The sequence below is a fragment of the Streptacidiphilus sp. BW17 genome, assembly GCF_041262485.1.
In the GTDB taxonomy this organism is placed as follows: Bacteria; Actinomycetota; Actinomycetes; order Streptomycetales; family Streptomycetaceae; genus Streptacidiphilus.
In genome coordinates this window covers 13,500-36,881 of record NZ_JBGCCR010000035.1, presented here as the reverse complement: position 1 = coordinate 36,881, position 23,382 = coordinate 13,500, and the positions used below count along the sequence as shown (strand labels likewise).

Below are 23,382 nucleotides of genomic sequence, written 5' to 3'. Positions count from 1 at the left end.
ACCTCGACCAACTCCCCGGAGGTAGTTCCATGCCCGCACCCGAGCGCGTTCCCGCCGCCGCTGCTGCCGACGCCGCGGCCGAGACCGCTGTCGGCGCCGCTGCCGGCGTCCAGCCCGACTGGCAGCCGGACATCCTCGGCGACGGGTACGTCCAGCACACCCTCGACCTGGGTGTCGACCCGGACGGCGAGGGCTCCGTCGCCGCGGTACTGGTCCGTCGCGAGACGCGGGCGGACGAGGCCGTCCACGGCGCGGTGCTGTACGTGCACGGGTTCTCGGACTACTTCTTCCAGACCGAGCTGGCCGACTTCGCCGCCGCGCGCGGCCTCGCCTTCTACGCGCTCGACCTGCGCAAGTGCGGCCGTGCGCGCCGCCCCGGCCAGACCGGGCACTACGTCTCGGACCTGGCCTTCTATGACGAGGAGCTGGAGCGGTCGCTGGCGATCGTCACCTCCGCTCATCCGGACCTGCCCGTCGTGCTGGCCGCGCACTCGACCGGCGGTCTGGTGCTGCCGCTGTGGCTGGACCGCCGCCGCGCGGCCGGACGCGTCGCGCCGGTGGCGGGACTGGTGCTCAACAGCCCGTGGTTCGACCTCCAGGGCAAGCCGGTGCACCGTGGCCCGCTGACACAGCTGCTGCGCGTCCTCGCCAAGGTCACCCCCAAGAGCCCGCTGAAGCTGCCGCCGAGCACCACCTACGGCGACTCGCTCCACGTCTCGTCGCACGGCGAGTGGGAGTTCGACCTCGACCTCAAGCCGCTCAACGGCTTCCCGATCACGCCGGGCTGGCTGAACGCCGTCCGCCGCGGCCACGCCCGGCTGCACCACGGACTCGACATCGGCGTGCCCTCGTTGGTACTGCGCTCGGACCGCACCCACTTCGCGAGCTCCTGGTCCGAGCGGGCCGACCGCGCCGACACCGTGCTCGACGTGGCCCAGATCGCCCGGTGGGCGGGCTGCCTGGGCAACGAGACGACCGTCGTCCCGATCCCGGGCGCCCGCCACGACGTGCTGCTCTCCGAGTCGGACGCGCGCGAGCAGGCCTACGCCACGATCGGGGCCTGGCTGGACCAGCGCCATCCGGCTGCGGCCACCGTGGTCGAGGTCGAGGTTGAGGCCGAGACTGAGGCAGCCGACGTACCGTCGCCGGAGGACGAAGCAGCAGTACCCACTTCCTGACGAATCGTCATCGTCATGTCGCCATCCGCCGCGCCGCCAACCGGGCGGCGGGCGGCTGACGCTGAGGCGGGATGCTGACCCGGTGGCGGGAAGCGCCTAGCGTTGGAGCAGGGCCGCCGCTGCGGCGAGGGTGCCGAGGGAGAAGAGGGTCGTCACGACGACCACGCGGCTGGCGAGTGCCTCACCGATCCCGTACTCCTGGGCGAAGATGAAGGTGTTCTGCGCCGTCGGCAGGCCCGCGCAGACGACGACCGCGAGCAGCTGCGGGCCGCTGAGGTGCAGCAGCAGGCCGCACGCGAAGGCGACCAGCGGCTGCGCCACCAGCTTGAGCACCGTGATCACGGCGGCCTCCGTGTGCGCGACCTTCAGGCCTGAGTCGTTGTGGAGAGACGCGCCGAGCGCGATCAGCGCCACCGGCACGGCCGCCCCCGCAAGCAGGTCGAGCGAGCCGGACACGGCCTGCGGCACGGGCAGATGCGCGGCCGACCAGACCACCCCGAGCGCGGACCCGAGGATCACCGGATTGCGGACCGGCAGGCTCGCGATCCGCCGCATCCGCACCTTGCCGGCGGTGTCACCGTGCCGGTCCAGGGCGATCAGGATGACCGGCGTGACGACGAGCGTCTGTAGCAGGACCACCTCGGCCAGGAACGATACCGAGTGCAGCACCTGCTGGGCGATCGGGATCCCGAGGTTCGCCGAGTTCACGTACCCCGCCGCCATCCCCCAGACCGGCCGCTCCCCCGCCTTCCGCCCGAAGAGCCGACTGACGCCGAGCCAGCCGGCCCCGACCACCACGGCCGTGCTCACGCCGAACGCGACCAGAGCGCGGTAGTCGTAGCCCGCCAGCGGCGTCGCCGACAAGGTCATGAACAGCGCGGCGGGCATCGCCATGTGGAACACGAAGCGCCCGAGCACCGACGCCGCGTTCTCGCTGAGCAGCCCCTGCCGACGGGCCGCGTACCCGACCGCAGTCAGGATCCAGATCGGTATGAAGGCGCTGAGCAGGCTCACGCCGTCACCTCGGATGCAGTCGTAGGGCCGGGAAGGCCGATTCCGTCAACGTCCGCGTGCCTGGGGAGGGTGATCACCCGCGCGAGGATAGTCCTGAACTGGTGTGCCGTGGGCGGCGAGACCTGCCGGCCGCCCATCCCCCTGAGAGCTCTCAGGTTACCGGCTGAGCCGTGCAGCCACATGATGCTTGCAGGGCTTGGGAGTTCATCGCCGCCATCGGCGGCGGAAGCCGCCGGGATGAGGCGAGGCCCTCAACAATCAGCTCAACCTCGAGTAGGGAGCCTATGGAGTCGAGTTCCGTCTGCGCGCGTCGGGGTGACGGGGTGACGGGGTGACGGGACGCGGACTGTTGGGCGTCCGGGAAGGTCTGCTCCCCTCAGTCCCAGTCACGCTGCCGTGACGAGTCCAGGGACTACACATCACCCACCGTCAGGCGGCCTCGGCCGGGCGGCTGACGGCCACCTTGCGGAGAAAGTCCGCGTTGTTCGGGGACTGCTTCAGGCGGTCCAGCAGGAGCTCGGTCGCCGCCTGGGTGTCGAGGGCGCCCAGGACGCGGCGGAGGGTCCAGGTCGCGGTGGTGCGGGCGGGGCCGAGGAGGAGTTCCTCGCAGCGGGTGCCGGAGGCCCGGGGGTCGACGGCGGGGAAGACGCGGCGGTCGGCGAGGCGGCGGTCGAGGCGGAGTTCCATGTTGCCGGTGCTCTTGAGCTCCTCGAAGATCAGGTCGTCCATCCGTGACCCGGTGTCCACCAGGGCCGTGGCGATGATGGTCAGCGAGCCGCCGTCCTCGATGTTGCGGCTCGCGCCGAAGAACCGCTTCGGCAGGTGGAGCGCACCCGCGTCCAGGCCTCCGGTCAGGACGCGGCCCGAGGTCGGCGCCGCCGTGTTGTAGGCGCGGGCGAGGCGGGTGATCGAGTCCAGCATCACCACGACGTCGTGACCGAGCTCCACCAGGCGCTTGGCCCGCTCGATGGCCAGTTCGGCGAGGGCGATGTGTTCGCGTGCGGGCCGGTCGAAGGTCGAGGCGAGGACCTCGCCCTGCACCGAACGCTGCATGTCGGTGACCTCCTCCGGGCGTTCGTCGACCAGGACGACCATCAGGTGCGCCTCGGGGTGGTTCGTGGCGACGGCGGCGGCGATCGACTGGAGGATCATCGTCTTGCCGGTCTTCGGCGGGGCGACGATCAGGCCGCGCTGTCCCTTGCCGATCGGGGCGACCAGATCGATGACGCGGGTGGCGAGGACGCCGGGGTCGGTCTCCAGGTGCAGCTGTTCCTGCGGGAACAGCGGTGTCAGCTTGGCGAAGTCGGGCCGGTCGCGGATCAGTTCGGGAGCACGGCCGTTGACGGTGTCGACGCGTCCCAGCGCCGCTCGGCGGTCGGAGCGGTCGGCCTTCTTTCCGGCGCCGGAGTTCCCCTGGCGGCCGCGGTTGCCCTGGTTGCCTTGACTGCCGTGGTCGGTGCGCATGTTTCCGGTGATCAGGTCGCCTGTGCGCAGGCCCAGGTTACGGACCTGACCCATCGACACGTACAGGTCGCCGGGGCCGGGAAGGTAGCCGGAGGTGCGGAGGAAGGCGTGGCCGTCCCGGATGTCCAGCACACCGGAGACCGACGTCGCGTCGGGGTCCGTTGCGGGAGCAGGGACGGCGACGGGGGCGGCGGCAGGGGCGGGAGCGGAGCGCGGCTGCTCGACGGCGCGCTTGGCGGCGATCGCCTCGACCAACTCGGCCTTGCGCAGCCGGGTGGCGCCCGGAATGCCCAGGGTGGTGGCGAGTTGATGCAGCTCGGCACGGAGGAGCCGGTCCAGCGCCTGGTCGGGTGGTGTGGTCATTGGTGTTGTGGTCATTGGTTCTGTGTTCATGGTGGTTGCGATTGCGGTGGTCATGGGAAGCCCCGTTCTTGGGTGGCTGCGAAGGAGAAAGTGGGTGTGGAGGAACTACGCCGCGGCATCGACACGCGACGGGTACAGGCCATGGAGACACAGGACGCGGCACCAAAGCGGTGCACGAATGTCACGTGATCTCTGGCGGGATCTTCAGTGGCAGGGATTTCGTCTGCCGTGTGCTCAACCGCGAGAGCCTCGCGGGAGCGTTCAGGGCGAACCCTTCGCACCCATGGTAGCAGCATCGGGACCGGGACTGCCGGATAATCCTTCAGGCGGCACAAAGCTGCTGTTCAGGCCCATGATCCGGCGAGCTGCCCAGCTTGCTCCGGGACGAGCAGCCCGCCGCCCCGGAGCAGTCGTACACCTGGCCGGTCAGCCCCGGCTGGTCAGGGCTACGACTGGTCAGCCCTGCGGGACAGGACTGACGGCGGACGTCAGGGACGGGTGCCGGTACTCCTCCATCGCGTCGGTGAGCCAGTCGGCGAGGTACTGGGCGAAGGAGCCGCGGACGAGCAGGCGGTAGACGTCACCGGCGGTGTCAGGACCGGCGTCCAGGTGCCACAGCACGACGTTGACCTTGGACACCGTCGTCTGCGCACAGCGCCCGGGCGCGAACGCGCGCGCGTGGAGGTCGATCGAGCAGCCCTTCTCCAGCACCTCCCGTGCGGCCGGGCCGGAGAGTTCGAGCGTGGTGCGGTTGGCGGAGACGTCGACCACCGAGCCCGGCTCGTCGCCGAGGGCGTCACAGAGAGTCCGCCGGCTCGGGTAGGCCCGGCCGTCCGGGGCGACGATGAGCCATTCGTCCGGGCCCAACCACAGCACCCGAACCGCTCCCGCCGTGGCAACCGAACCGGCCGCGGTGGGAAGCGGGGTGCCGAGCGCGCGACCGACCCGGGCGGCAGCCGGGGCGTCCGGGTCGAGCCGCAGGTCGAACTGGGCAAGGAAGGGGATCTTACGCAGCGTCACCTGTCGGTCGCCCTGGCCCGCGACGACCTCGCCGAGGTGGGCGAGCGGGCTGCGGCGCAGGTCGTGGTCAGCCGTCACGACGGGCTCCCTTGGGGTCGTAGAGGACGGGATCGGTGATCGTCGCCGCGAGAGTGCGGCCGTCGGGGAGCGGGGCGAGGACCGTCTCCCCGATCCGCTCGCGGCCGCCTCGCACGAGTGCCAGGGCGAACGTCCGGCCGAGCGCGGCGCTGCGGTAGCTGGACGTGACGTGGCCCAGGGATTCGACCGGGACCACCGTCAGATCAGCGTCCACCTCAACCAGTTGCGATCCCTCCGGCAGCAACTCCTGCCGGTCGACCGCCAGCAGGCCGACCAGCTGCCGACGGTCGCTGCGTGCCGTGTCCGCGCGGCGGAAGGAGCGCTTGCCGACGAAGTGCTTGTGCCGGGCGACGATCCACTCCATGCCGAGGTCCGGCGGGGTGACCGTGCCGTCCGTGTCCTGGCCGACGATCGGGTAGCCCTTCTCGGCGCGCAGCACGTGCATGGTCTCGGTGCCGTAGGGGGTGATCCCAGCGTGCGCGCCGTAGGCGAGGACGGCCTCCCACACCGCGAGCCCGTACCAGCCCGCGACGTTGATCTCGTAGGCCAGCTCGCCGGAGAAGGAGATCCGGCAGATCCGCGCCTCGACACCGTCGGCCAGCGTCGTATGACGCACCGTCATAAAGGGGAAGGCGTCGTTGGAGACGTCCAGCTCGGGGGCGAGCGCGGCGACGACCTCGCGTGAGCGAGGGCCGACCACCGCCACCGTCGCCCACTGCTCGGTCACCGAGGTGCAGCGGACCCGGAGGTCCGGCCACTCCGTCTGGAGCCACTCCTCCAGCCAGTCGAGCACGGGAGCGGCATTGCCGGTGGTTGTGGTCAGGTAGTAGTGGTCGGCGGCGAGCCGGACGGTCACGCCGTCGTCGAAGACCATTCCGTCCGGGCGGCACATCACGCCGTAACGGGCGGAGCCCACCGGCAACTTGGCGAAGCCGTTGGTGTAGAGCCGGTCCAGCAGCAGTCCGGCGTCGGGGCCGATCACGTCGATCTTGCCGAGCGTGGAGGCGTCCATCATCGCGACGCCCTCGCGAGCGGCTCGGCACTCGCGCCGCACGGCGGCGTCCATGTCTTCTCCGGAGTGGCCTGCCTCGCCGGGTCTCGGGTAGTGGCGCGGGCGCTTCCACTGGCCGACGTCCTCGAAGACCGCGCCGTGCCGGACGTGCCAGGGGTGGATCGGCGTGGTGCGGACCGGATCGAAGAGCGGACCGCGCTCGCGCCCGGCGAGCAGTGCGAAGGAGACCGGGATATAGGGGCCACGGAAGGTCGTGGTACCCACCTCTCCCGGCGAACTCGCGCCCAGCAGGCGGGCGATGACGCCGATCGCGGCCACGCCACAGGATTTGCCCTGGTCGTGGGCCGTGCCGATGGTCGTGTAGCGCTTGATGTGCTCCACCGAGCGCATTCCCGCCCGGACGGCCCGTTCGACGTCGGCGACCGTGGCGTCGCGCTGGGAGTCGACGAAGTGGTCGTGCCAGTCACCCGGTCCGCCGTGCTCGCCGGGCACCAGCCAGACGGGACGCGGACGCGTCGGCGTCCCGTCCCCGACGCAGGACGGCACGCCCACGACCTCAGCGGGCGCTTCGGCCGCGAAACCGGCGCGCGAGGCCGCCTCCGCGCCTGCGGCGAAGCCCTCGCGCAGGCAGCCCGCCAGGTCGTACGTGCCGCGCCCGGCGCCGACGGCCTGGACCTCCTGTGCGGCCCGGTCCGGGACGAAGGCGGCGAGCTCGTCGTCGTAGCGGACGGTGCCCCGGGACTGGCTCCACAGGTGCACCGCCGGGCTCCAGCCGCCGGAGACGGCCAGCAGGTCACAGGCGACCTCGCGGACCGCTCCGGTCAGTTGGTCGTCGTCCGTGAGCGCGCTGATCCGCACCCCCGTGATCCGGTCCTCGCCCACCGTGGCGACCACGGCCGAGCCGGGCACGACCTCGATGCCCGCGTCGCGGCACGCCTCGACCAGGGCGGCGGGCGGCTGCGAGCGGGTGTCCACGAGCGCGGCGACCTGCGCGCCCGCCCCGACCAGGTCCAACGCCGTCGCGTACGCCTGGTCATCGGTGGTGAACAGCACCGCGCGGCGGCCCGGCAGCACCGCGTAGCGGTTGACGTAGGTGCGCACCGCAGCCGCCGACAGGACGCCCGGCCGGTCGTTGCCCGCGAAGACCAGGGGACGCTGCTGGGCGCCGGTGGCCAGCACCACCTGACGCGCCCGGAGGTGCCACAGCCGCTGCCGGGATATCCCCGGGACCGGCCTCGGGCCCAGGTGATCGGTGCGGCGCTCGGCCACCAGCAGGTAGTTGTGGTCGTAGTAGCCGATGGCCGTGGACCGGGTGAGCACCAGGGTCTCCGGCTGCCCGGCGAGTTCGGCACGCACGGAGGCGACCCACTCCAGCGCCGGCCGCCCGTCGATCTCCTCGTGGCCGACCAGCAACGCGCCGCCCAGCTCGGGCTGGTCGTCGACCAGGACGACCCGGGCGCCGGAGCGGCCCGCCGCAAGCGCCGCCGCCAGTCCGGCCGGGCCCGCGCCGACGACCACCACGTCGGCGTGCCGGTACATCTTGTCGTGGACCGCCTCGTCAGAAGCCTCGTCGAGACGCCCACGGCCCTGGAGACTGCGGGCGGTCAGACCGTCGTAGAGCTCGACCGTGGTGGCGAGCAGCATCGGCTCGGAACAGGACCCCTCCACCTGTACCAGCGCATGCGGCTCGTCCACGCCCGCCGAGACGATCCCGCGCGGCCGGTCCCGGTAGAGGCTGCGGCCGACGGCGAGGACGCCGTTCGCCAGCAGGCCGGAGGCGAGGGTGTCGCCACGGAAACCCTCGTACTCCGCTCCGTCGTAGGTGAACCGCAGCGGCGCGGAGCGGTCGATGCGCCCGCCCTCAGGAAGTCGGTGCGTCATGCGGCCCCTCCGTTCAGCCCGAACTCCACGGGCCTCGGCTGCCCGGCCTGATACACCGCCAGGATGTCGTGGGTGACGGTGTGTCGGATCACGTTGAACCATCGGCGGCAGCCCGCCGCGTGGCACCAGCGCTCCGCGAACGGGCCCTTGGGGTTGTCGCGGACGAAGACGTACGCGGCCCACTCGGCGTCGGTGAGCGCCTCGGGGTCGGCGGGGTACGCGACGTGCGCCTGCCCGCCGTAGTGGAATTCGGTCTCGTCGCGTTCCCCGCACCAGGGGCAGGCGATGAGCAGCATGCGTCCTCCGCTCCAGGATCAGGATCCAGGGGGTCAGTGGGCGACGGCGGCTGCGCCGTGCTCGTCGATGAGCGCGCCGGTGGTGAACCGGTCCAGCGCGAACGGCTCCGCCAGCGGGTGCGGGCGGCCGTGGGCGATGGTGTCGGCGTAGACCCAGCCGGAGGCGGGCGTGGCCTTGAAACCGCCCGTGCCCCAACCGCAGTTGAGGAACAGGTTCTCGACCGGCGTCAGGCCGATGATCGGCGAGGCGTCGGGCGTGACGTCGACGATCCCGCCCCAGGTGCGCAGCACGTGCGCGCGGGCGAAGATCGGGAACAGCTCCAGGGCGGCGGCCATCTGGTGCTCGATCTGGTGGAAGGAGCCGCGCTGGCCGTAGCCGTTGTAGGGGTCGACGCCCGCGCCCATGACCAGTTCGCCCTTGTGCGCCTGACTGACGTACACGTGCACGTGGTTGGACATGACGACGGTCGGGTGAACGGGCTCCAGCAGCTCGGAGACCAGTGCCTGGAGCGGGTGGCTCTGCAGCGGCAGCCGCAGCCCGACCAGGTCGGTCAGGGTGCTGGTGTGCCCGGCGGCGGCGAGCGCGACGCGTCCGGCGGCGATCCGGCCGCGGGTGGTCTCGACACCCGTCACCCGGTCGCCGTCGCGGACAAAGCCGGTGACCTCGCAGTTCTGGATCAGGTCGACGCCGTACGCGTCGGCCTTGCGGGCCAGGGCCCAGGCGACGTGGTCGTGCTTGGCGATCCCGGCCCGGGGCTGGAGCGTCGCGCCCAGCACCGGATACCGCACGTCGGGCGAGGTGTTGACGATCGGACAGAACTCCCGGACCTGGTCCGGGTCGAGCCACTCGGCGTCGACACCGCCCAGGCGGTTGGCGTTGACCCGTCGCGTGCCCTCACGGACGTCCTGGAGGGTGTGGGCGAGGTTGAGCACGCCGCGCTGACTGAAGAGGAAGTCGTACTCCAGCTCCTCCGGCAGGCCCTCCCAGAGCTTGAGCGCGTGCTCGTAGATCGCCGCGCTCTCCTCGCACAGGTAGTTGGAGCGGATGATCGTGGTGTTCCGCGCCATGTTGCCGCCCGCCAGCCAACCGCGTTCCAGCACGGCGACATTGGTGATGCCGTGGTTGCGGGCCAGGTAGTAGGCGGTGGCCAGGCCGTGGCCGCCCGCGCCGACCACGACGACGTCGTACGAGGTCTTCGGCTCGGGAGTGCGCCACAACCAGTCGGGATGTTCAGGAAGTTGAGGGGACATCGAAGACATCGGGCGACTTCCTCCCGGACGTGTGGAGGGCATCAAATCTGTTTCAGATTACGCACAGAGTTGCGTCACCCACAACACTCCGAGCAACTCGAGCTTGCGCAGGACTCCTTGACGGGGGTCGGGAGCCGCCCGAGACTGTTGCGCACTACGGAGCGAGTTTCACTTGGAGAAACTCGCCGTCGATGTCACGGTTGCCGACAGTTACGGCAGGACACCCATGACCATGCATCAGTACGACTTCATCATCGTCGGCGGGGGCTCGGCCGGTTGCGCGCTCGCCGCCCGGCTGAGTGCGGATCCGGGCAACCGGGTCCTGGTCCTGGAGGCGGGGCGTCCCGACTATCCCTGGGACGTCTTCATCCACATGCCGGCCGCACTCACCTTCCCGATCGGAAGCCGGTTCTACGACTGGCAGTACGAGTCCGAGCCCGAGCCGTTCATGAACGACCGCCGGATCTACCACGCCCGTGGCAAGGTCCTCGGCGGCTCCAGCAGCATCAACGGCATGATCTTCCAGCGCGGCAACCCGCTCGACTACGAGCGCTGGGGTGCGGACCCGGGCATGAAGGCCTGGGACTACGCCCACTGCCTGCCCTACTTCAAGAAGATGGAGAACTGCCTGGCCGACGAGGACGGCGCGTTCCGCGGCCATGCCGGACCTCTGGTGATGGAGCGCGGGCCCGTCACCAACCCGCTCTTCGGCGCCTTCTTCGATGCCGTCCAGCAGGCGGGCCACCCGCTGACCGACGACGTCAACGGCTACCGCCAGGAGGGCTTCGCGCCCTTCGACCGCAACCTCCACCGGGGCCGCAGGCTCAGCGCCGCCCGCGCCTACCTGCACCCCGTGCGCACCCGTCCCAACCTGGAGGTGCGGACCCGGGCGCTGGTCACGCGCGTCCTCTTCGACGGAAAGCGAGCGGTCGGCGTCGAGTACACCCCACGGCGCGGCACGCCGCAGCGGGTGAGCGGCGGACGGGTCATCCTGGCCGGCGGGTCGATCAACTCGCCGCAGTTGCTGCAGCTCTCCGGCGTGGGCAACGCGGACGAGCTGTCGAAGCTGGGCATCAAGCCGGTGCACCACCTGCCCGGCGTCGGCGAGAACCTCCAGGACCACCTGGAGGTCTACGTCCAGCACGCGTGCAGGCAGCCGGTGTCGGTGCAGCCGCAGCTGAAGATGTGGCGGCGGCCGTTCATCGGCGCGCAGTGGCTCTTCCTGCGCAGCGGGCCGGGGGCGACCAACCACTTCGAGGGCGGCGGCTTCGTCCGCAGCAACGAGGAGGTGGACTACCCCAACCTGATGTTCCACTTCCTGCCGATCGCGGTCCGCTACGACGGCTCCGCCCCGGCCGGCGGGCACGGGTACCAGGTGCACATCGGGCCGATGTACTCGGACTCCCGGGGCTCGGTGAAGATCAAGTCCCGCGATCCGCGTGAGCGTCCGGCGCTGCGGTTCAACTACCTCTCCACGGAGCAGGACCGCCGCGAGTGGGTGGAGGCGATCCGGGTCACCCGCGAGATCCTCGGCCAGGACGCGCTCGCCCCGTACAGCGACGGCGAGATCTCCCCCGGCCCCGAGGTCGAGACCGACGAGCAGATCCTCGACTGGGTCCGGCGGGACGGCGAGACCGCCCTGCACCCCTCCTGCACCTGCAAGATGGGCACGGACGAGATGTCGGTCGTCGACCCGGCGACGATGCAGGTCCACGGGCTGGAGGGGCTGCACGTGGTGGACGCGTCGTCGATGCCGTACGTCACCAACGGCAACATCTACGCCCCGGTGATGATGCTCGCGGAGAAGTCCGCCGACCTGATCCTCGGGAACACTCCGCTGGATCCGGACCATCGCGAGTTCTACCGGCACCGCAAGGTCGAGTGACGGTTCGTCAGCCTCACCGCCCCATTGGTGAATGGCCCCGCCTCCGGCTCTCGCAGCGCCGGAGGCGGGGCCCTGTCGTCAGCCGGGCGTCAGCGTGCGCCGGAGCCGGGTGAAGAGCTTGGGCTGGTCGACGGCGAGGACGGCCACGTCGTGTCCGTCGCGTCCCCCGCGGCGGTAGACCGCGACGAAGGAGCGGCTGGCCGGGTCGCCGTGGACGACCTCCGGGACATCGCCTGCGCGGACGTGTCCGGCGAGCTGGATCCGGACGCCGTACTGGTCGGACCAGAAGTACGGCGGTGCAGCTGGACCCGGCGCGGACGCGCCGGACAACAGGGTGCGCACGGCGGTCCGGGGCTGCTCCATGGCGTTGGTCCAGTGCTCGATGCGCGTCACACCGGCCCCGACGAAGGCGTGCGGGCACCGCGCCACATCGCCCACGGCCACGACACTGGGGATGCTCGTCGCGCACCCGGCGTCGCAGAGCACACCGTCCTCGACCTGGACCCCTGAGCCGGAGAGCCACTCGGTCGCAGGCTGCACGCCCACACCCGCCACGACCACGTCGGCGGCGAGCAGCCGCCCGTCCGCCAGCCGGACGCCGGTCACCCGCCCGCTCCCCTCCAGCCCGGCGACACCGACCCCGCACCACAGGCGCACGCCATGGTCGGCGTGGAGCTCGGCGCAGGCGCGGCCCATCTCGGGTCCGAGCGCCCGATGCAGCGGCACTTCCGCCGCCTCGACGACGGTGACGTCCAGGCTCATCCCGCTCGCCGCGGAGGCCACCTCGGCACCGATGAACCCGGCGCCTATGACGACGACTCGGGGACCACCGGTGGTCAGGTCCGCGCGCAGCGCGCGGGCATCGTCCAGGGTGCGCAGCGTGTGGACGCCGTGGAGGCCGTCCGCGCCTCGGAGCAGGCGCGGACGGGCACCCGTGGCCACGACGACGGCGTCGGTGCGCAGTTCGCGCCCGTCGGCCAGCGATACCGTACGGGAGGCGGGATCGAGCCTGACCGCCCGCTCGCCGAGCAGCCAGTCCACCGCCAACTCCCGGTACTCGTCCGGATCGCCGAGGGCCAGCGCGTCAGCGTCGCAGCCGCCGGTGAGGAACTCCTTGGACAACGGCGGCCGGTCATACGGGAGATGGCGCTCCTCTCCCACGACCACCACGGCGCCGTCGTACCCCTGGGCACGCAGCTCCCGTACCGCGCTCAGCCCGGCGAGCGAGGCGCCGACGACGGTGACCGTCCTCACGCCGGCTCGCCGACGTTGACCTCCAGCAGGACCACCCCGTCACGCACGGAGACGTGGTGGGTGCGCACGGCCGCCTTCGCCGGAGGGCAGTTGGGACGACCGGTGCGCAGGTCGAAGGCGGAGGCGTGCAACGGGCATTCCACGACACAGCCCTCCAGCCAGCCGTCAGCCAGGGATGCGTCCTGGTGGGTGCAGGTGTCGTCGATCGCGTAGAGGACGCCGTCGGCATTGAAGACCGCGATGGGAGCGGGGACGCCGTCGGTGACGCGGAGGGCCTCGCCGGGCGGTAGCTCCTCAATCCGACACACCGTGATCATGCGGGACCTCCAAGGACTCCAAGGACTCCGGGGATCGGAACACTCGCGCTGCTCGGAGCGGTACCGCGCTCAACTGCCGGGCAGTGTCGCGTATTACACAACTCGATGCGGCATACGCAACATGGTTTCCGGCGCCTGATGCCTTGTCAAGGCTTTCGCCCTGCGGCCACGCGTGCATAATGTTGCGCCATGAGCAACAGCGCGGAATCCCCGGTGCAGTCCGTGGACCGGGCGGTGACGATCCTCGAACTCCTGGCCAGGCGCGGGGAGGCGGGCGTCACCGAGATAGCCGCCGAACTCGGCGTCCACAAGTCGACCGCCTTCCGGCTGGTCGCCGCCCTGGAGCTGCGCGGACTGGTCGAACAGCCCGGCGAGCGCGGCAAGTACCGCCTGGGCCTGGGCCTGGTGCGGCTGGCCGGAGCGGCGACCGTACGGCTGGACCTGTCGCAGCAGAGCCGCCCGGTCTGTGAGCGGCTGGCGGCGGAGGTCGCCGAGACCATCAACGTGGCGATCCTGGACGGCGACGCGGCCGTCAACGTCGACCAGGTACTCGGCCCTTCGGCGCTCACCACGCACAACTGGGTCGGCCAGCGCACCCCGCTGCACGCGACGTCCAGCGGCAAGGTGCTGCTCGCCCACCTGCCGGGCACCGCCCTGGAGCAGCGCCTCGCCCTGGAGCTGACGCGCTTCACCCCGCGTACGGTCACCGACCCCACCCTGCTGCGCCAACAGCTCGACGCTGCCCGGGCGGACGGATTCGCTTGCACGGTCGAGGAGTTGGAGACCGGGCTGAACGCGGTCGCCGCTCCGGTCTACGCCCACAACGGCCAGGTGGTCGCTGCGGTCAGCGTGTCCGGGCCCTCCTTCCGCCTCTCGGAGAGCCGTCTCGCGGACGTGGCAGTCGCCGTCCGCGACGCGGCCGAGGAGATCTCCGCACGCCTCGGCCACGTCCGCGTCGGCTGACGACCCCAGGCCCTGTCGTCAAACTCCCGCCGGGCCCGGCTCGCCTGGCACGCCCTCCCCCAGCCTTCGGCCGGGGGTACCCCCACGCTGCGTTGTCGCATCGCCCAAGTACGGCCCAGTACGAGGGCGATCCTCCGCCTTGCAGCTGGCCGCACCAGACAACCCGGGCTGATCCGACGCGAGTTTGACGACAGGGCCTAGGCCCTGAGGTCAACCGGTCATCAGCTCCGCGAGGAACTCGCCCGCCAACGCGCCCGTCGCTGACTCGTCGGGGTGGTGTGTCGCGATCCAGCCGACGAAGAGCTGGACCGCCTTCGCCCTCGTGTCGGCCGACAGCTGCGCGAAGTCGTCGCCTCCCGCTTCCTCGATCGATGCGACACAGTCGACGAGCGCGAGGTCCTCGCTGCCGTAGTGCCGCTCTGCCCAGTCACTGAACGTCATGCGTCCATGGTGACAGGTGGACGAGTGGCCGCCGTCCGGCGGTAGCGCAGGTAGAGGCCGAGGCCCACGGCCGTGATGACCGCGGTGAAGACCACGGCGCCCCACTGGTAGTACCAGTGGTCGCTCCCGTACACGGAGGCACGCGGCCACGCGAGGTTGACGGTCATCGCCGCGCCGTAGAGCACCGCAAACGCGTTCACCGGAGTACCCCAGCGCCCGAGGTTGAAGTACGGTCCGTGGTCCGGACGCGGCCACTCGCCGCGCAGGCGGCGCAGCAGCATCGGGCCGGTGACCATCAGGTAGGGGATGTAGAAGAGGATGATCGCGACCGAGGTCAGGATGTAGAAGACGCGCTGGTTCCCGATGTTGACCAGCAGCAGCGCGATGGTCAGCGCACCTGTCAGCAGCGCGGGCACGACCGGGGTCTTGGAGCGCGGCGACACCTTGGCGATGGCGTGGCCGAACGGCAGCCGCCCGTCCCGTGCCATGGCGAAGAGCAGCCGGATCGCGGCGGTCTGGACGGCCAGGCAGCAGACGGTGATGGCGATCGCCGAGCAGATCAGGAAGACGTCCCCGAGGCCGTTCCCGAGCGTGGACTTGATCAGGTACGGCATCCCGAGCGAGCCCAGCGCCTGGGAGTTGATGTCGCCCACCGCCATCATGCCGATCAGCATCAGCAGCCCGCCCGCGAGGAACGCCGCGCTGATCGCCCGGATGATGGCCCGCGGGGCGTGCCGGCGCGGCTCCTTGGTCTCCTCCGCCAGCGCGCCCGCCGTGTCGAAGCCGTAGAAGACGTAGGCGCTCATGATGGACGCGACCAGGAACGCGCCGAGGTAGCCCCAGGAGTGCCCGGTCCCCGTCCCCGCCGTCTTGAGCACGACCTGCGGGCCGCGGTGGATGTGGATCGCGAGCATGACGATCAGCAGGGTGACGCCGGTCAGCTCCACCGCCACGCCGAAGTTGTTGATCTTCGCCATCAGCTTGACGCCGACGAGGTTGACCAGCGTGGTGAAGACGACCAGCCCGAGGGCGAGCAGGATCGCGTTCTTGGCCCCGTTGGGCGTCGCGGTCTGACCCGCGTCCGAGGGGCTTCCCACGATCTCGAAGGCCAGCGAGACCTGCGGCAGGATCACCTGGTAGGCGACCGCGACGGCGGCAGCGGTGACCACCGCGCCGATCGCCATGATCCAGCCGGACATCCACGAGGTGATCGGGCGGGCGATCTGCTTGGACCACTGGTAGACGCCGCCCGCCAGCGGGAACTGCCCGGCCATCTCGGCGAAGCAGAGCGCGACGGCGAGCTGGCCGACGAAGACCAGCGGCCAGGACCAGATGAACGCCGGCCCGCCCGCACCGAATCCGAAGCCGAAGAGCTGGAAGACGCCGGTCATGATGGAGATGTAGCTGAACCCGGCGGCGAAACTGGAGAAGGAGCCGAGGGACCGCTCCAGTTCCTGTCGGTAGCCGAACCGGGCCAGGTCGGCGGTGTCCTCCCCCGGTTGTCCGGGGGCGGTGGTCTTTCCCGAGGTGCTCATGGGCAGCTCCAGGTGCTCCGAATGCTCAGAAAAAGTGCTTCGAGGACAAGACACGGAGCGTGGTCCGGGAACCGCGACCCCGTCGTGCGGGCGTCAGCCGGCGAACCAGTGCTGTGGTGCGGGGGTGAGCGTGCGCCAGATGTGCTTGGTCTCCTGGTACTCACGCAGACCGGTCGGGCCCAGCTCGCGGCCGGTTCCGGACTGCTTGTAGCCGCCCCACTCGGCCTGCGGGACATAGGGGTGGTAGTCGTTGATCCATACCGTGCCCATCCGCAGCCGGGCCGCCACCCGTTCGCCGCGTCCGGCGTCCTGGGTCCAGACGGCTCCGGCCAGGCCGTAGGGCGTGTCGTTGGCCAGCGCCACGGCCTCGTCCTCCTCGTCGAAGAGCTCGACGGTCAGGACCGGTCCGAAGACCTCCTCGCGGACCACTGCCATGCCCGCGTGGCAGCCGTCGAGCACCGTGGGCCGCAGGAAGAAGCCGTCCTGCAGCTCGGGTTCGACCGGGCGGCCGCCGCCCGCCCGCACCACCGCTCCCTCGACGAGCGCACCGGCCAGATGGCGCTCGACCTTGGCGCGGTGCTCCGCGGACACCAGCGGGCCGCACTCGGTGCCCTTGGCCAGTCCGTCGCCGAGCCGGATCCGGTCGGCGCGACGGGCCAGTTCGGCGGTGAAGTCCTCGTGCAGGCTGCGGTGGAGCAGCAGTCGCGATCCGGCCGAGCAGACCTGGCCGGAATGCAGGAACGCCGCGGTGAGCGCAAAGTCCACAGCGGCGTCGAGATCGGCGTCGGCGAAGACGATGTTCGGGTTCTTGCCGCCGAGTTCCAGGGCGACCCGCTTGACCGTCTCGGCGGCGGCGCGCATGACGGACCGTCCGGTGGCTAGGCCGCCGGTGAAGGAGACCAGGTCCACTCCGGTGTGCTCGGCCAGCGCCGCTCCCGCGACGCCACCGCCGGTCACCAGGTTGGCCGTTCCGGCCGGGGCGCCCGCGTCGGCGAGCAGCGGCTGCAGCAGCTCGAAGAGACGGATCGTGGTGAGTGGGGTGACCTCGCTGGGCTTGGCGACCACGGTGTTCCCGGCGACGAGCGCCGGGGCGAGCTTCCAGGTGATCTGCAGCAGCGGGTAGTTCCACGGGGTGATCAACGCGCAGACGCCGACCGGCTCGTGGACGATCCGGCTGATGGCGTCGGCGCGGCCGGTGTCGACGGTGCGGCCGGCGTCGGTGGTGACCAGCGCGGCGTAGTAGCGCAGCACGGCCGTGGAGTCGTCGACGTCGTAGCGGCTCTCGGCCAGGGTCTTGCCGGTGTCGAGCGTCTCCACATGGGCCAGGTCCTCGCGGTGCGCTTGGAGCGCGTCGGCCAGGGCGGTCAGGACCGCGGCCCGTCGGGCCGCAGGCGCGGCGGGCCATGAGCCTTCGTCAAAAGCTTTGCGAGCAGCGCGAACCGCCCGATCGACGTCCGCGCCGGACGCCTCGGCGACCGCAGCCAGAACGCTCGCGTCGAAGGGATTGACGATCTGCCGGAGGCGGCCGTTCTCGGCCGGACTCCAGGAGTCGGCGACGAGCAGGGACTCGGATCGGATGGATGGGCGCAAGCCGCCGCCTCCTCGGGTGAGTTGCGTCATGTGCAACAACTGTCTTCATCCGCAACGTGCCGCCGAGTATGGAAGCGGCGTCAAGGGGGTGTCAAGGGGTTCGCCACCAGGTCACGACAGTACGACCGCAATGGCCGTCGGCATACCTGCCAGGCGTCTTGACACGACCTCAGTCCGGACGGACGCTGTTTCACATCACGCATTGCTGTGCGCCATTCGGAACTCGACCGGCGCAGGGTGAGGACCATCAAGCACCGCCCGCACAACAGTGGTTAATGCACCGTCAGGGTCGACCTCCCGAGGGGACGGATCACTTGACAGCTCAACCGAAGGTCGTGATCGTCGGCGCAGGGATCGTGGGCTGCGCGCTGGCCGACGAACTCACCGCCCGCGGCTGGACCGAGGTCACCGTGCTCGACCAGGGGCCTCTCTTCGCCACCGGCGGATCGAGCTCGCACGCCCCCGGCCTGGTCTTCCAGACCAACTCCTCCAAGACGATGACCGAGTTCGCCCGTTACACGGTCGACAAGTACACGGACCTCTCGCTCGACGGGCAGTGGTGCTTCCGCAAGGTCGGCGGTCTGGAAGTGGCCACCACCCCGGAGCGCGTCGCGGAGCTCACGCGCAAGCGCGGCTGGGCCGCCTCCTGGGGCGTGCGCGCCCGGCTGGCCGACCCCGACGAGTGCGTCGCGCTGCACCCGCTGCTCGACCGCGAGCAGGTCCTGGCCGGGCTGCACACCCCCGACGACGGTCTCGCCAAGGCGCTGCGCGCCGGCGAGGCCCAGGCCCGTCGGGCCGAGGCGCGCGGTGCGCGGTTCCTGGCCCACCACACCGTCACCGGGATCGAGTCGAGCGGCGGCAGGGTCACCGGCGTCGTCACCGACGTCGCCGGTGTGGGCACCGGCGTGGGCACCGAGCAGGCCGTCTTCCCCGCCGACATCGTCGTCTCCTGCGCCGGCTTCTGGGGTCCGAAGCTGGGCCGGATGGCCGGGCTGACCGTGCCGCTGGTCCCGATGGCCCACCAGTACGCGCGCACCACTCCGCTGCCGGTGCTGGCCGGGCAGAACACCGAGCTGCAGGAGGCCACCAAGCCGATCCTGCGGTACCAGGACCGTGACCTCTACTTCCGCGAGCACGTGGACCGGATCGGCATCGGCTCCTACGCGCACCGCCCCCTGCCCGTCGACCTCGACGACCTCGATGACCTCGATGACCTCGACCACCCAGCCGCGCCCGGCGGCCCGGTGATGCCCTCGATGCTGGCCTTCACCGAGGAGGACTTCGAACCCTCCTGGCACGACGCCCGCGCCCTGCTGCCCGCGCTCGCGGGCGCCAAGGTCGAGGAGGGCTTCAACGGCGTCTTCTCGTTCACCCCCGACGGCTTCCCGTTGCTGGGCGAGGCACCCGAGTTGAGCGGCTTCTGGGTCGCCGAGGCGGTCTGGGTGACCCACTCGGCGGGCGTGGCCAAGGCGATGGCCGAGTGGCTGGTCGAGGGCCGGTCGCGAACCGATCTGCACGAGTGCGACCTGAACCGCTTCGAGCAGGTCCAGCTCGCCCCCGCCTATGTGCACCAGCGCAGCTGCCAGAACTTCGTCGAGGTCTACGACATCGTCCACCCGCTGCAGCCCATGGAGGAACCGCGCCCGCTGCGGGTAAGCCCCTTCCACGCCCGCCAGCGCGAGCTGGGCGCGGTGTTCCTGGAGGCCTCGGGGTGGGAGCGCCCGCACTGGTACGAGGCCAACGCGGGCCTCGCCGAGGTCTCGGAGATCCCCGGACGGGGCGCGTGGGCGTCGCGCTACTGGTCCCCGATCGCGGGTGCCGAGGCGCTGGCCACCCGCTCACGCGTCGCGCTCTACGACATGACGGCGCTGAAGCGGCTGGAGGTCACCGGGCCGGGCGCGCTCGCCTTCCTCCAGCGCCTGACCACCAACCAGTTGGACAAGCCGGTCGGCGCGGTCACCTACACCCTGCTGCTCGACGAGTCCGGCGGCGTGCGCAGCGATCTGACGGTGGCCCGGCTGGGCGAGCGGCGCTTCCAGGTCGGCGCCAACGGCATGCTCGACCTGGACTGGTTCACCCGCCACCTGCCGGACGACGGGACGGTCCAGGTCCGCGACATCACCGCCGGGACCTGCTGCCTGGGCGTCTGGGGCCCGCTCGCCCGCGAGCTGGTCCAGCCGCTGACCGGCGCCGACTTCTCACACCGCGGCTTCGGCTACTTCAAGGCGAGGCAGACGTACCTCGGCAACGTCCCCGTCACCGCGATGCGCCTCTCCTACGTCGGCGAGCTCGGCTGGGAGCTGTACACCACGGCGGACGCGGGGCAGCAGCTGTGGGACACGCTCTGGCGCGCCGGGCAGCCGCTGGGCATCGTCGCGGCGGGCCGCAGCGCGTTCAACAGCCTGCGCCTGGAGAAGGGTTACCGCTCCTGGGGCACCGACATGACAGCCGAGCACAACCCGTACGAGGCCGGCCTCGGCTTCGCGGTCCGGATGGACAAAGGCGACTTCGTCGGGCGGGAGGCACTGGTCGGCGTCACCGAGGAGACCGTGGCGCGACGGCTGGCCTGCCTGGTCCTGGACGACCCGCACGCGGTGGTGACGGGCAAGGAGCCGGTGTACGTCGACGGCGCCCCGGCCGGGTACGTCACCAGCGCCGCCTACGGGTACTCGGTCGGCCGGTCCATCGCCTACGCCTGGCTGCCCGCGACGGCCGCAGCGCCCGGCACGCGCGTCCAGGTCGAGTACTTCGGCGAACGGCTGCCCGCGACCGTCGCGGCGGAGCCGCTGTTCGACCCCGAGATGGCCCGCATCCGCCGCTGAGTACCGAACGGCCCTTGGTTCAGCACCTTTCCCCGACCGCCTCGTCGAAAGGCACACGACGTGACCGCGACCGAGCTGCCGCCGAGCCTGATCAGCACCCTGCCCGGCTCCTCCTACACCGATCCGCAGGTCTTCGCGCGGGAGCAGGAGAAGATCTTCGAGTCCCTGTGGTTCTGCGCCGTCCGCGCCGCCGAGCTGGACGCGCCGGGCAGGTTCCAGACCGTGCAGGTCGGCCGGGAGAGCGTGCTGGTGACCCGCTCGCGGGACCACACGATCAAGGCGTTCCTCAACGTCTGCCGCCACCGCGGCGCACGCCTGTGCACGGAGGAAGCGGGCGCGGTGAAGCGGGCGTTCCAGTGCCCGTACCACGCCTGGACCTACGGCCTCGACGGCAGGCTGGTGGCCGCCCCCAACCTCACCTCGATGCCGGACGTGGACCGGACCACCTTCGGGCTCGTCCCGGTGCACGTCCGCGAGTGGCTCGGTTACGTCTGGGTCTGCCTCGCCGAGAAGCCGCCGTCCTTCGAGGGCGAGGTGGTCGCCGCGGCGACCCAGCGGCTGGGCACCCCGGAGGCGATCGGCCACTACCAGCTCGACCAGCTCGCCCTCGGCCGACGCGTCCGCTACGACGTCAAGGCCAACTGGAAGCTGATCGTCGAGAACTTCATGGAGTGCTACCACTGCGCCACCATCCACCCCGAACTCACCGAGATGCTGCCGGAGTTCGCCGGAGGCTACGCGGCCCAGTACTACGTGGGCCACGGCGCGGAGTTCGCCGAGGAGGCGCAGGGTTTCACCGTGGACGGCAGCCCCGGGGTCACCCGGATCCCCGGCGTCTCGGCGGAGCAGGACCGGCGGTACTACGCCATCACGGTCAAGCCGCAGGTGTTCGTCAACCTGGTGCCCGACCACGCCATCGTCCATCGCATGTTCCCGCTCGCCGCGGACCGGACGGTCGTCGAGTGCGACTGGCTCTTCCTCAAGGACGTGGTCGACAACGGCGCCGACCTGGACCGTTCCGTCGAGCTGTTCCACCGGGTCAACGTGCAGGACTTCGACGCGTGCGAGCGCTGCCAGCCCGCGATGGACTCGCGCGCCTATGCTCGGGGCGGAGTGCTGGTCCCCAGCGAGCACCACATCGGAGACTTCCACACATGGGTTGCCGACCGGCTGCGCTCCTGATTCCATGAGCTGATTCCATGATCGCCACGGCCGCTTCCCCGTATCCCGGTTGCCCCGCGAAAGGTGTCGTTCCATGCCCCAGCAGGTCCGAGCAGTCGTCGCCCCCGGCAAGGGCGAACCCGTGCGGGTGGAGACGATCGTCGTCCCCGACCCGGGCCCCGGCGAGGCGGTGGTGCGCGTGCAGGCGTGCGGCGTCTGCCACACCGACCTGCACTACCGCGAGGGCGGCATCAACGACGACTTCCCGTTCCTGCTCGGGCACGAGGCGGCCGGGATCGTCGAGCAGGTCGGCGAGGGCGTGACCGAGGTCGCGCCGGGGGACTTCGTGATCCTCAACTGGCGTGCCGTCTGCGGCCAGTGCCGGGCCTGTCGGCGCGGGCGGCCGTGGTACTGCTTCAACACCCACAACGCGACCCAGAAGATGACCCTCGCCGACACCGGCCAGGAGCTCTCCCCCGCGCTGGGCATCGGCGCGTTCGCCGAGAAGACGCTGGTCGCCGCCGGTCAGTGCACCAAGGTCGACCCGGCCGCCTCCCCGGCCGTCGCCGGGCTGCTCGGCTGCGGGGTGATGGCCGGGATCGGCGCGGCCATCAACACCGGTGCGGTCAGCCGCGGCGACTCGGTGGCCGTGATCGGCTGCGGCGGCGTCGGCGACGCGGCCATCGTCGGCTCGCGGCTGGCAGGCGCGCGGCGGATCATCGCGGTCGACGTCGACGAGCGAAAGCTGGACAAGGCGCGCACCGTCGGTGCGACGCACACCGTCAACTCCCGCGAGACGGACCCGGTCGCGGCGATCCAGGAGCTGACCGACGGCTTCGGCGCGGACGTGGTGATCGAGGCGGTCGGCCGCCCGGAGACGTACAAGCAGGCCTTCTACGCCCGCGACCTGGCCGGAACGGTCGTCCTGGTCGGCGTCCCCACGCCCGAGATGACGCTCGAACTGCCGTTGCTGGACGTCTTCGGGCGCGGCGGCGCGCTGAAGTCCTCCTGGTACGGCGACTGCCTGCCCTCGCGCGACTTCCCGATGCTGATCGACCTCCACCTCCAGGGCCGCCTGGACCTGGACGCCTTCGTGAGCGAGACCATCGCCCTCGACGAGGTCGAGCAGGCCTTCGAGCGGATGCGCGGCGGCGACGTGCTGCGTTCGGTGGTGCTGTTCTGATGGCGGCGTCCGCAGCGCCGTCGGCAGGGGCTCCGTCCGACTCCGCCGCCCGCGTCGAACTCCTGGTCACCTCGGGCACGTTCACCCTGGACGGCGGCAGCTGGGCGGTGGACAACAACGTCTGGCTGGTGGGCGACGACAGCGAGGTACTGGTCCTGGATCCGGCCCACGACGCGGACGCCGTCGCGACCGCCGTCGGCGGGCGGCGGGTCACCGCGATCGTGTGCACTCACGGCCACAACGACCACGTCAACGCCGCTCCCGCACTCGCGGACCGCACCGGCGCGCCGATCCTCCTCCACCCGGACGACCTGACGCTGTGGCGGATGACCCACCCCGACCGTGAGCCGGACGGCGTGCTCAAGGACGGCGCCGTGCTGCACGTCGCCGGCGTGGACCTGCACGTCCTGCACACTCCGGGCCACAGCCCCGGGGCGGTCTCGCTGCACGCTCCGGCGCTCGGCACGGTCTTCACCGGCGACACGCTCTTCGCGGGCGGACCGGGCGCGACCGGTAGGTCCTTCTCCGACTTCCCCACCATCGTCCGCTCGATCCGCGAACGGCTGCTCACCCTGCCGCCGGAGACGACGGTCCGCACCGGCCACGGCGACCCGACCACCGTCGGCGCGGAGGCCCCGCACCTGGACGAGTGGATCGCCCGCGGGCACTGACGG

Annotated in this window: 18 protein-coding genes; 7 read left to right on the top strand and 11 right to left on the bottom strand. The window is 71.1% G+C overall.

Features of this window, described 5'->3' with window-relative positions; translation table 11 throughout:
• Positions 1–29 precede the first annotated feature (29 nt).
• Entirely contained in the window at positions 30–1,178 is a 1,149-nt protein-coding gene (locus ABH940_RS30775; protein ID WP_370106773.1) for an alpha/beta hydrolase, read from the top strand.
• Positions 1,179–1,274: 96 nt separating this feature from the next.
• On the opposite strand, the gene ABH940_RS30770 is transcribed toward ABH940_RS30775, so the two are convergent.
• The 6 genes from ABH940_RS30770 to ABH940_RS30745 all read right to left on the bottom strand — a co-directional run bounded on the left by ABH940_RS30770 (position 1,275) and on the right by ABH940_RS30745 (position 9,557).
• Positions 1,275–2,192 (bottom strand): AEC family transporter, encoded by a 918-nt coding sequence (locus ABH940_RS30770; RefSeq protein WP_370062339.1) that lies wholly within the window; start codon positions 2,190–2,192, stop codon positions 1,275–1,277.
• A gap of 429 nt (positions 2,193–2,621) precedes the next feature.
• Complete coding sequence (gene rho / locus ABH940_RS30765) at positions 2,622–4,019, bottom strand: transcription termination factor Rho (protein ID WP_370106772.1); 1,398 nt, start codon at positions 4,017–4,019, stop codon at positions 2,622–2,624.
• Between the two features lie 456 nt (positions 4,020–4,475).
• On the bottom strand, positions 4,476–5,117 hold the full coding sequence (locus ABH940_RS30760) for a sarcosine oxidase subunit gamma (protein ID WP_370106771.1): 642 nt from the start codon (positions 5,115–5,117) through the stop codon (positions 4,476–4,478).
• Positions 5,107–8,010 (bottom strand): 2Fe-2S iron-sulfur cluster-binding protein, encoded by a 2,904-nt coding sequence (locus ABH940_RS30755; RefSeq protein ID WP_370106770.1) that lies wholly within the window; start codon positions 8,008–8,010, stop codon positions 5,107–5,109. The genes ABH940_RS30760 and ABH940_RS30755 overlap by 11 nt, the downstream gene beginning before the upstream one ends.
• Entirely contained in the window at positions 8,007–8,306 is a 300-nt protein-coding gene (locus tag ABH940_RS30750; protein ID WP_370062331.1) for a sarcosine oxidase subunit delta, read from the bottom strand. Before ABH940_RS30750 ends, ABH940_RS30755 begins: the two co-directional genes overlap by 4 nt.
• A 33-nt stretch (positions 8,307–8,339) precedes the next feature.
• Positions 8,340–9,557, bottom strand: coding sequence for a sarcosine oxidase subunit beta family protein (locus ABH940_RS30745; RefSeq protein WP_370062975.1), 1,218 nt, complete (start codon positions 9,555–9,557; stop codon positions 8,340–8,342).
• Between the two features lie 226 nt (positions 9,558–9,783).
• Between ABH940_RS30745 and betA the strand changes: the two genes are divergently transcribed.
• Entirely contained in the window at positions 9,784–11,442 is a 1,659-nt protein-coding gene (gene betA, locus ABH940_RS30740) for a choline dehydrogenase (RefSeq protein WP_370062329.1), read from the top strand.
• Positions 11,443–11,520: 78 nt separating this feature from the next.
• On the opposite strand, the gene ABH940_RS30735 is transcribed toward betA, so the two are convergent.
• Together ABH940_RS30735 and ABH940_RS30730 are read right to left on the bottom strand one after the other, a co-directional pair.
• The gene (locus tag ABH940_RS30735) at positions 11,521–12,696 is read right to left on the bottom strand and encodes an NAD(P)/FAD-dependent oxidoreductase (protein ID WP_370106769.1); all 1,176 of its coding nucleotides are present in this window, start codon (positions 12,694–12,696) and stop codon (positions 11,521–11,523) included.
• Positions 12,693–13,013 carry a bifunctional 3-phenylpropionate/cinnamic acid dioxygenase ferredoxin subunit gene (locus tag ABH940_RS30730; RefSeq protein ID WP_370062325.1) on the bottom strand — a complete coding sequence of 107 codons (321 nt, stop codon included), beginning with the start codon at positions 13,011–13,013 and terminating at the stop codon, positions 12,693–12,695. The genes ABH940_RS30735 and ABH940_RS30730 overlap by 4 nt, the downstream gene beginning before the upstream one ends.
• Before the next feature lie 189 nt (positions 13,014–13,202).
• Here ABH940_RS30730 and ABH940_RS30725 point away from each other — a divergent pair, with 189 nt between their 5' ends.
• Entirely contained in the window at positions 13,203–13,976 is a 774-nt protein-coding gene (locus tag ABH940_RS30725) for an IclR family transcriptional regulator (protein WP_370062323.1), read from the top strand.
• A gap of 210 nt (positions 13,977–14,186) precedes the next feature.
• On the opposite strand, the gene ABH940_RS30720 is transcribed toward ABH940_RS30725, so the two are convergent.
• The 3 genes from ABH940_RS30720 to ABH940_RS30710 all read right to left on the bottom strand — a co-directional run bounded on the left by ABH940_RS30720 (position 14,187) and on the right by ABH940_RS30710 (position 17,542).
• Entirely contained in the window at positions 14,187–14,417 is a 231-nt protein-coding gene (locus tag ABH940_RS30720; protein ID WP_370062321.1) for a hypothetical protein, read from the bottom strand.
• The gene (locus tag ABH940_RS30715) at positions 14,414–15,952 is read right to left on the bottom strand and encodes an APC family permease (protein WP_370062319.1); all 1,539 of its coding nucleotides are present in this window, start codon (positions 15,950–15,952) and stop codon (positions 14,414–14,416) included. Before ABH940_RS30715 ends, ABH940_RS30720 begins: the two co-directional genes overlap by 4 nt.
• A 93-nt stretch (positions 15,953–16,045) precedes the next feature.
• Positions 16,046–17,542: an aldehyde dehydrogenase family protein gene (locus ABH940_RS30710; protein ID WP_370062317.1), complete on the bottom strand. Its 1,497-nt coding sequence runs from the start codon at positions 17,540–17,542 to the stop codon at positions 16,046–16,048.
• Positions 17,543–17,856: 314 nt separating this feature from the next.
• Here ABH940_RS30710 and ABH940_RS30705 point away from each other — a divergent pair, with 314 nt between their 5' ends.
• From ABH940_RS30705 to ABH940_RS30690, 4 genes are all read left to right on the top strand, one after another.
• Complete coding sequence (locus tag ABH940_RS30705; protein WP_370106768.1) at positions 17,857–20,364, top strand: FAD-dependent oxidoreductase; 2,508 nt, start codon at positions 17,857–17,859, stop codon at positions 20,362–20,364.
• Positions 20,365–20,424: 60 nt separating this feature from the next.
• The gene (locus tag ABH940_RS30700) at positions 20,425–21,546 is read left to right on the top strand and encodes an SRPBCC family protein (protein ID WP_370106767.1); all 1,122 of its coding nucleotides are present in this window, start codon (positions 20,425–20,427) and stop codon (positions 21,544–21,546) included.
• Positions 21,547–21,619: 73 nt separating this feature from the next.
• Complete coding sequence (locus ABH940_RS30695) at positions 21,620–22,708, top strand: S-(hydroxymethyl)mycothiol dehydrogenase (RefSeq protein WP_370062311.1); 1,089 nt, start codon at positions 21,620–21,622, stop codon at positions 22,706–22,708.
• Complete coding sequence (locus tag ABH940_RS30690; RefSeq protein WP_370062309.1) at positions 22,708–23,379, top strand: MBL fold metallo-hydrolase; 672 nt, start codon at positions 22,708–22,710, stop codon at positions 23,377–23,379. Before ABH940_RS30695 ends, ABH940_RS30690 begins: the two co-directional genes overlap by 1 nt.
• Positions 23,380–23,382: the final 3 nt, after the last annotated feature.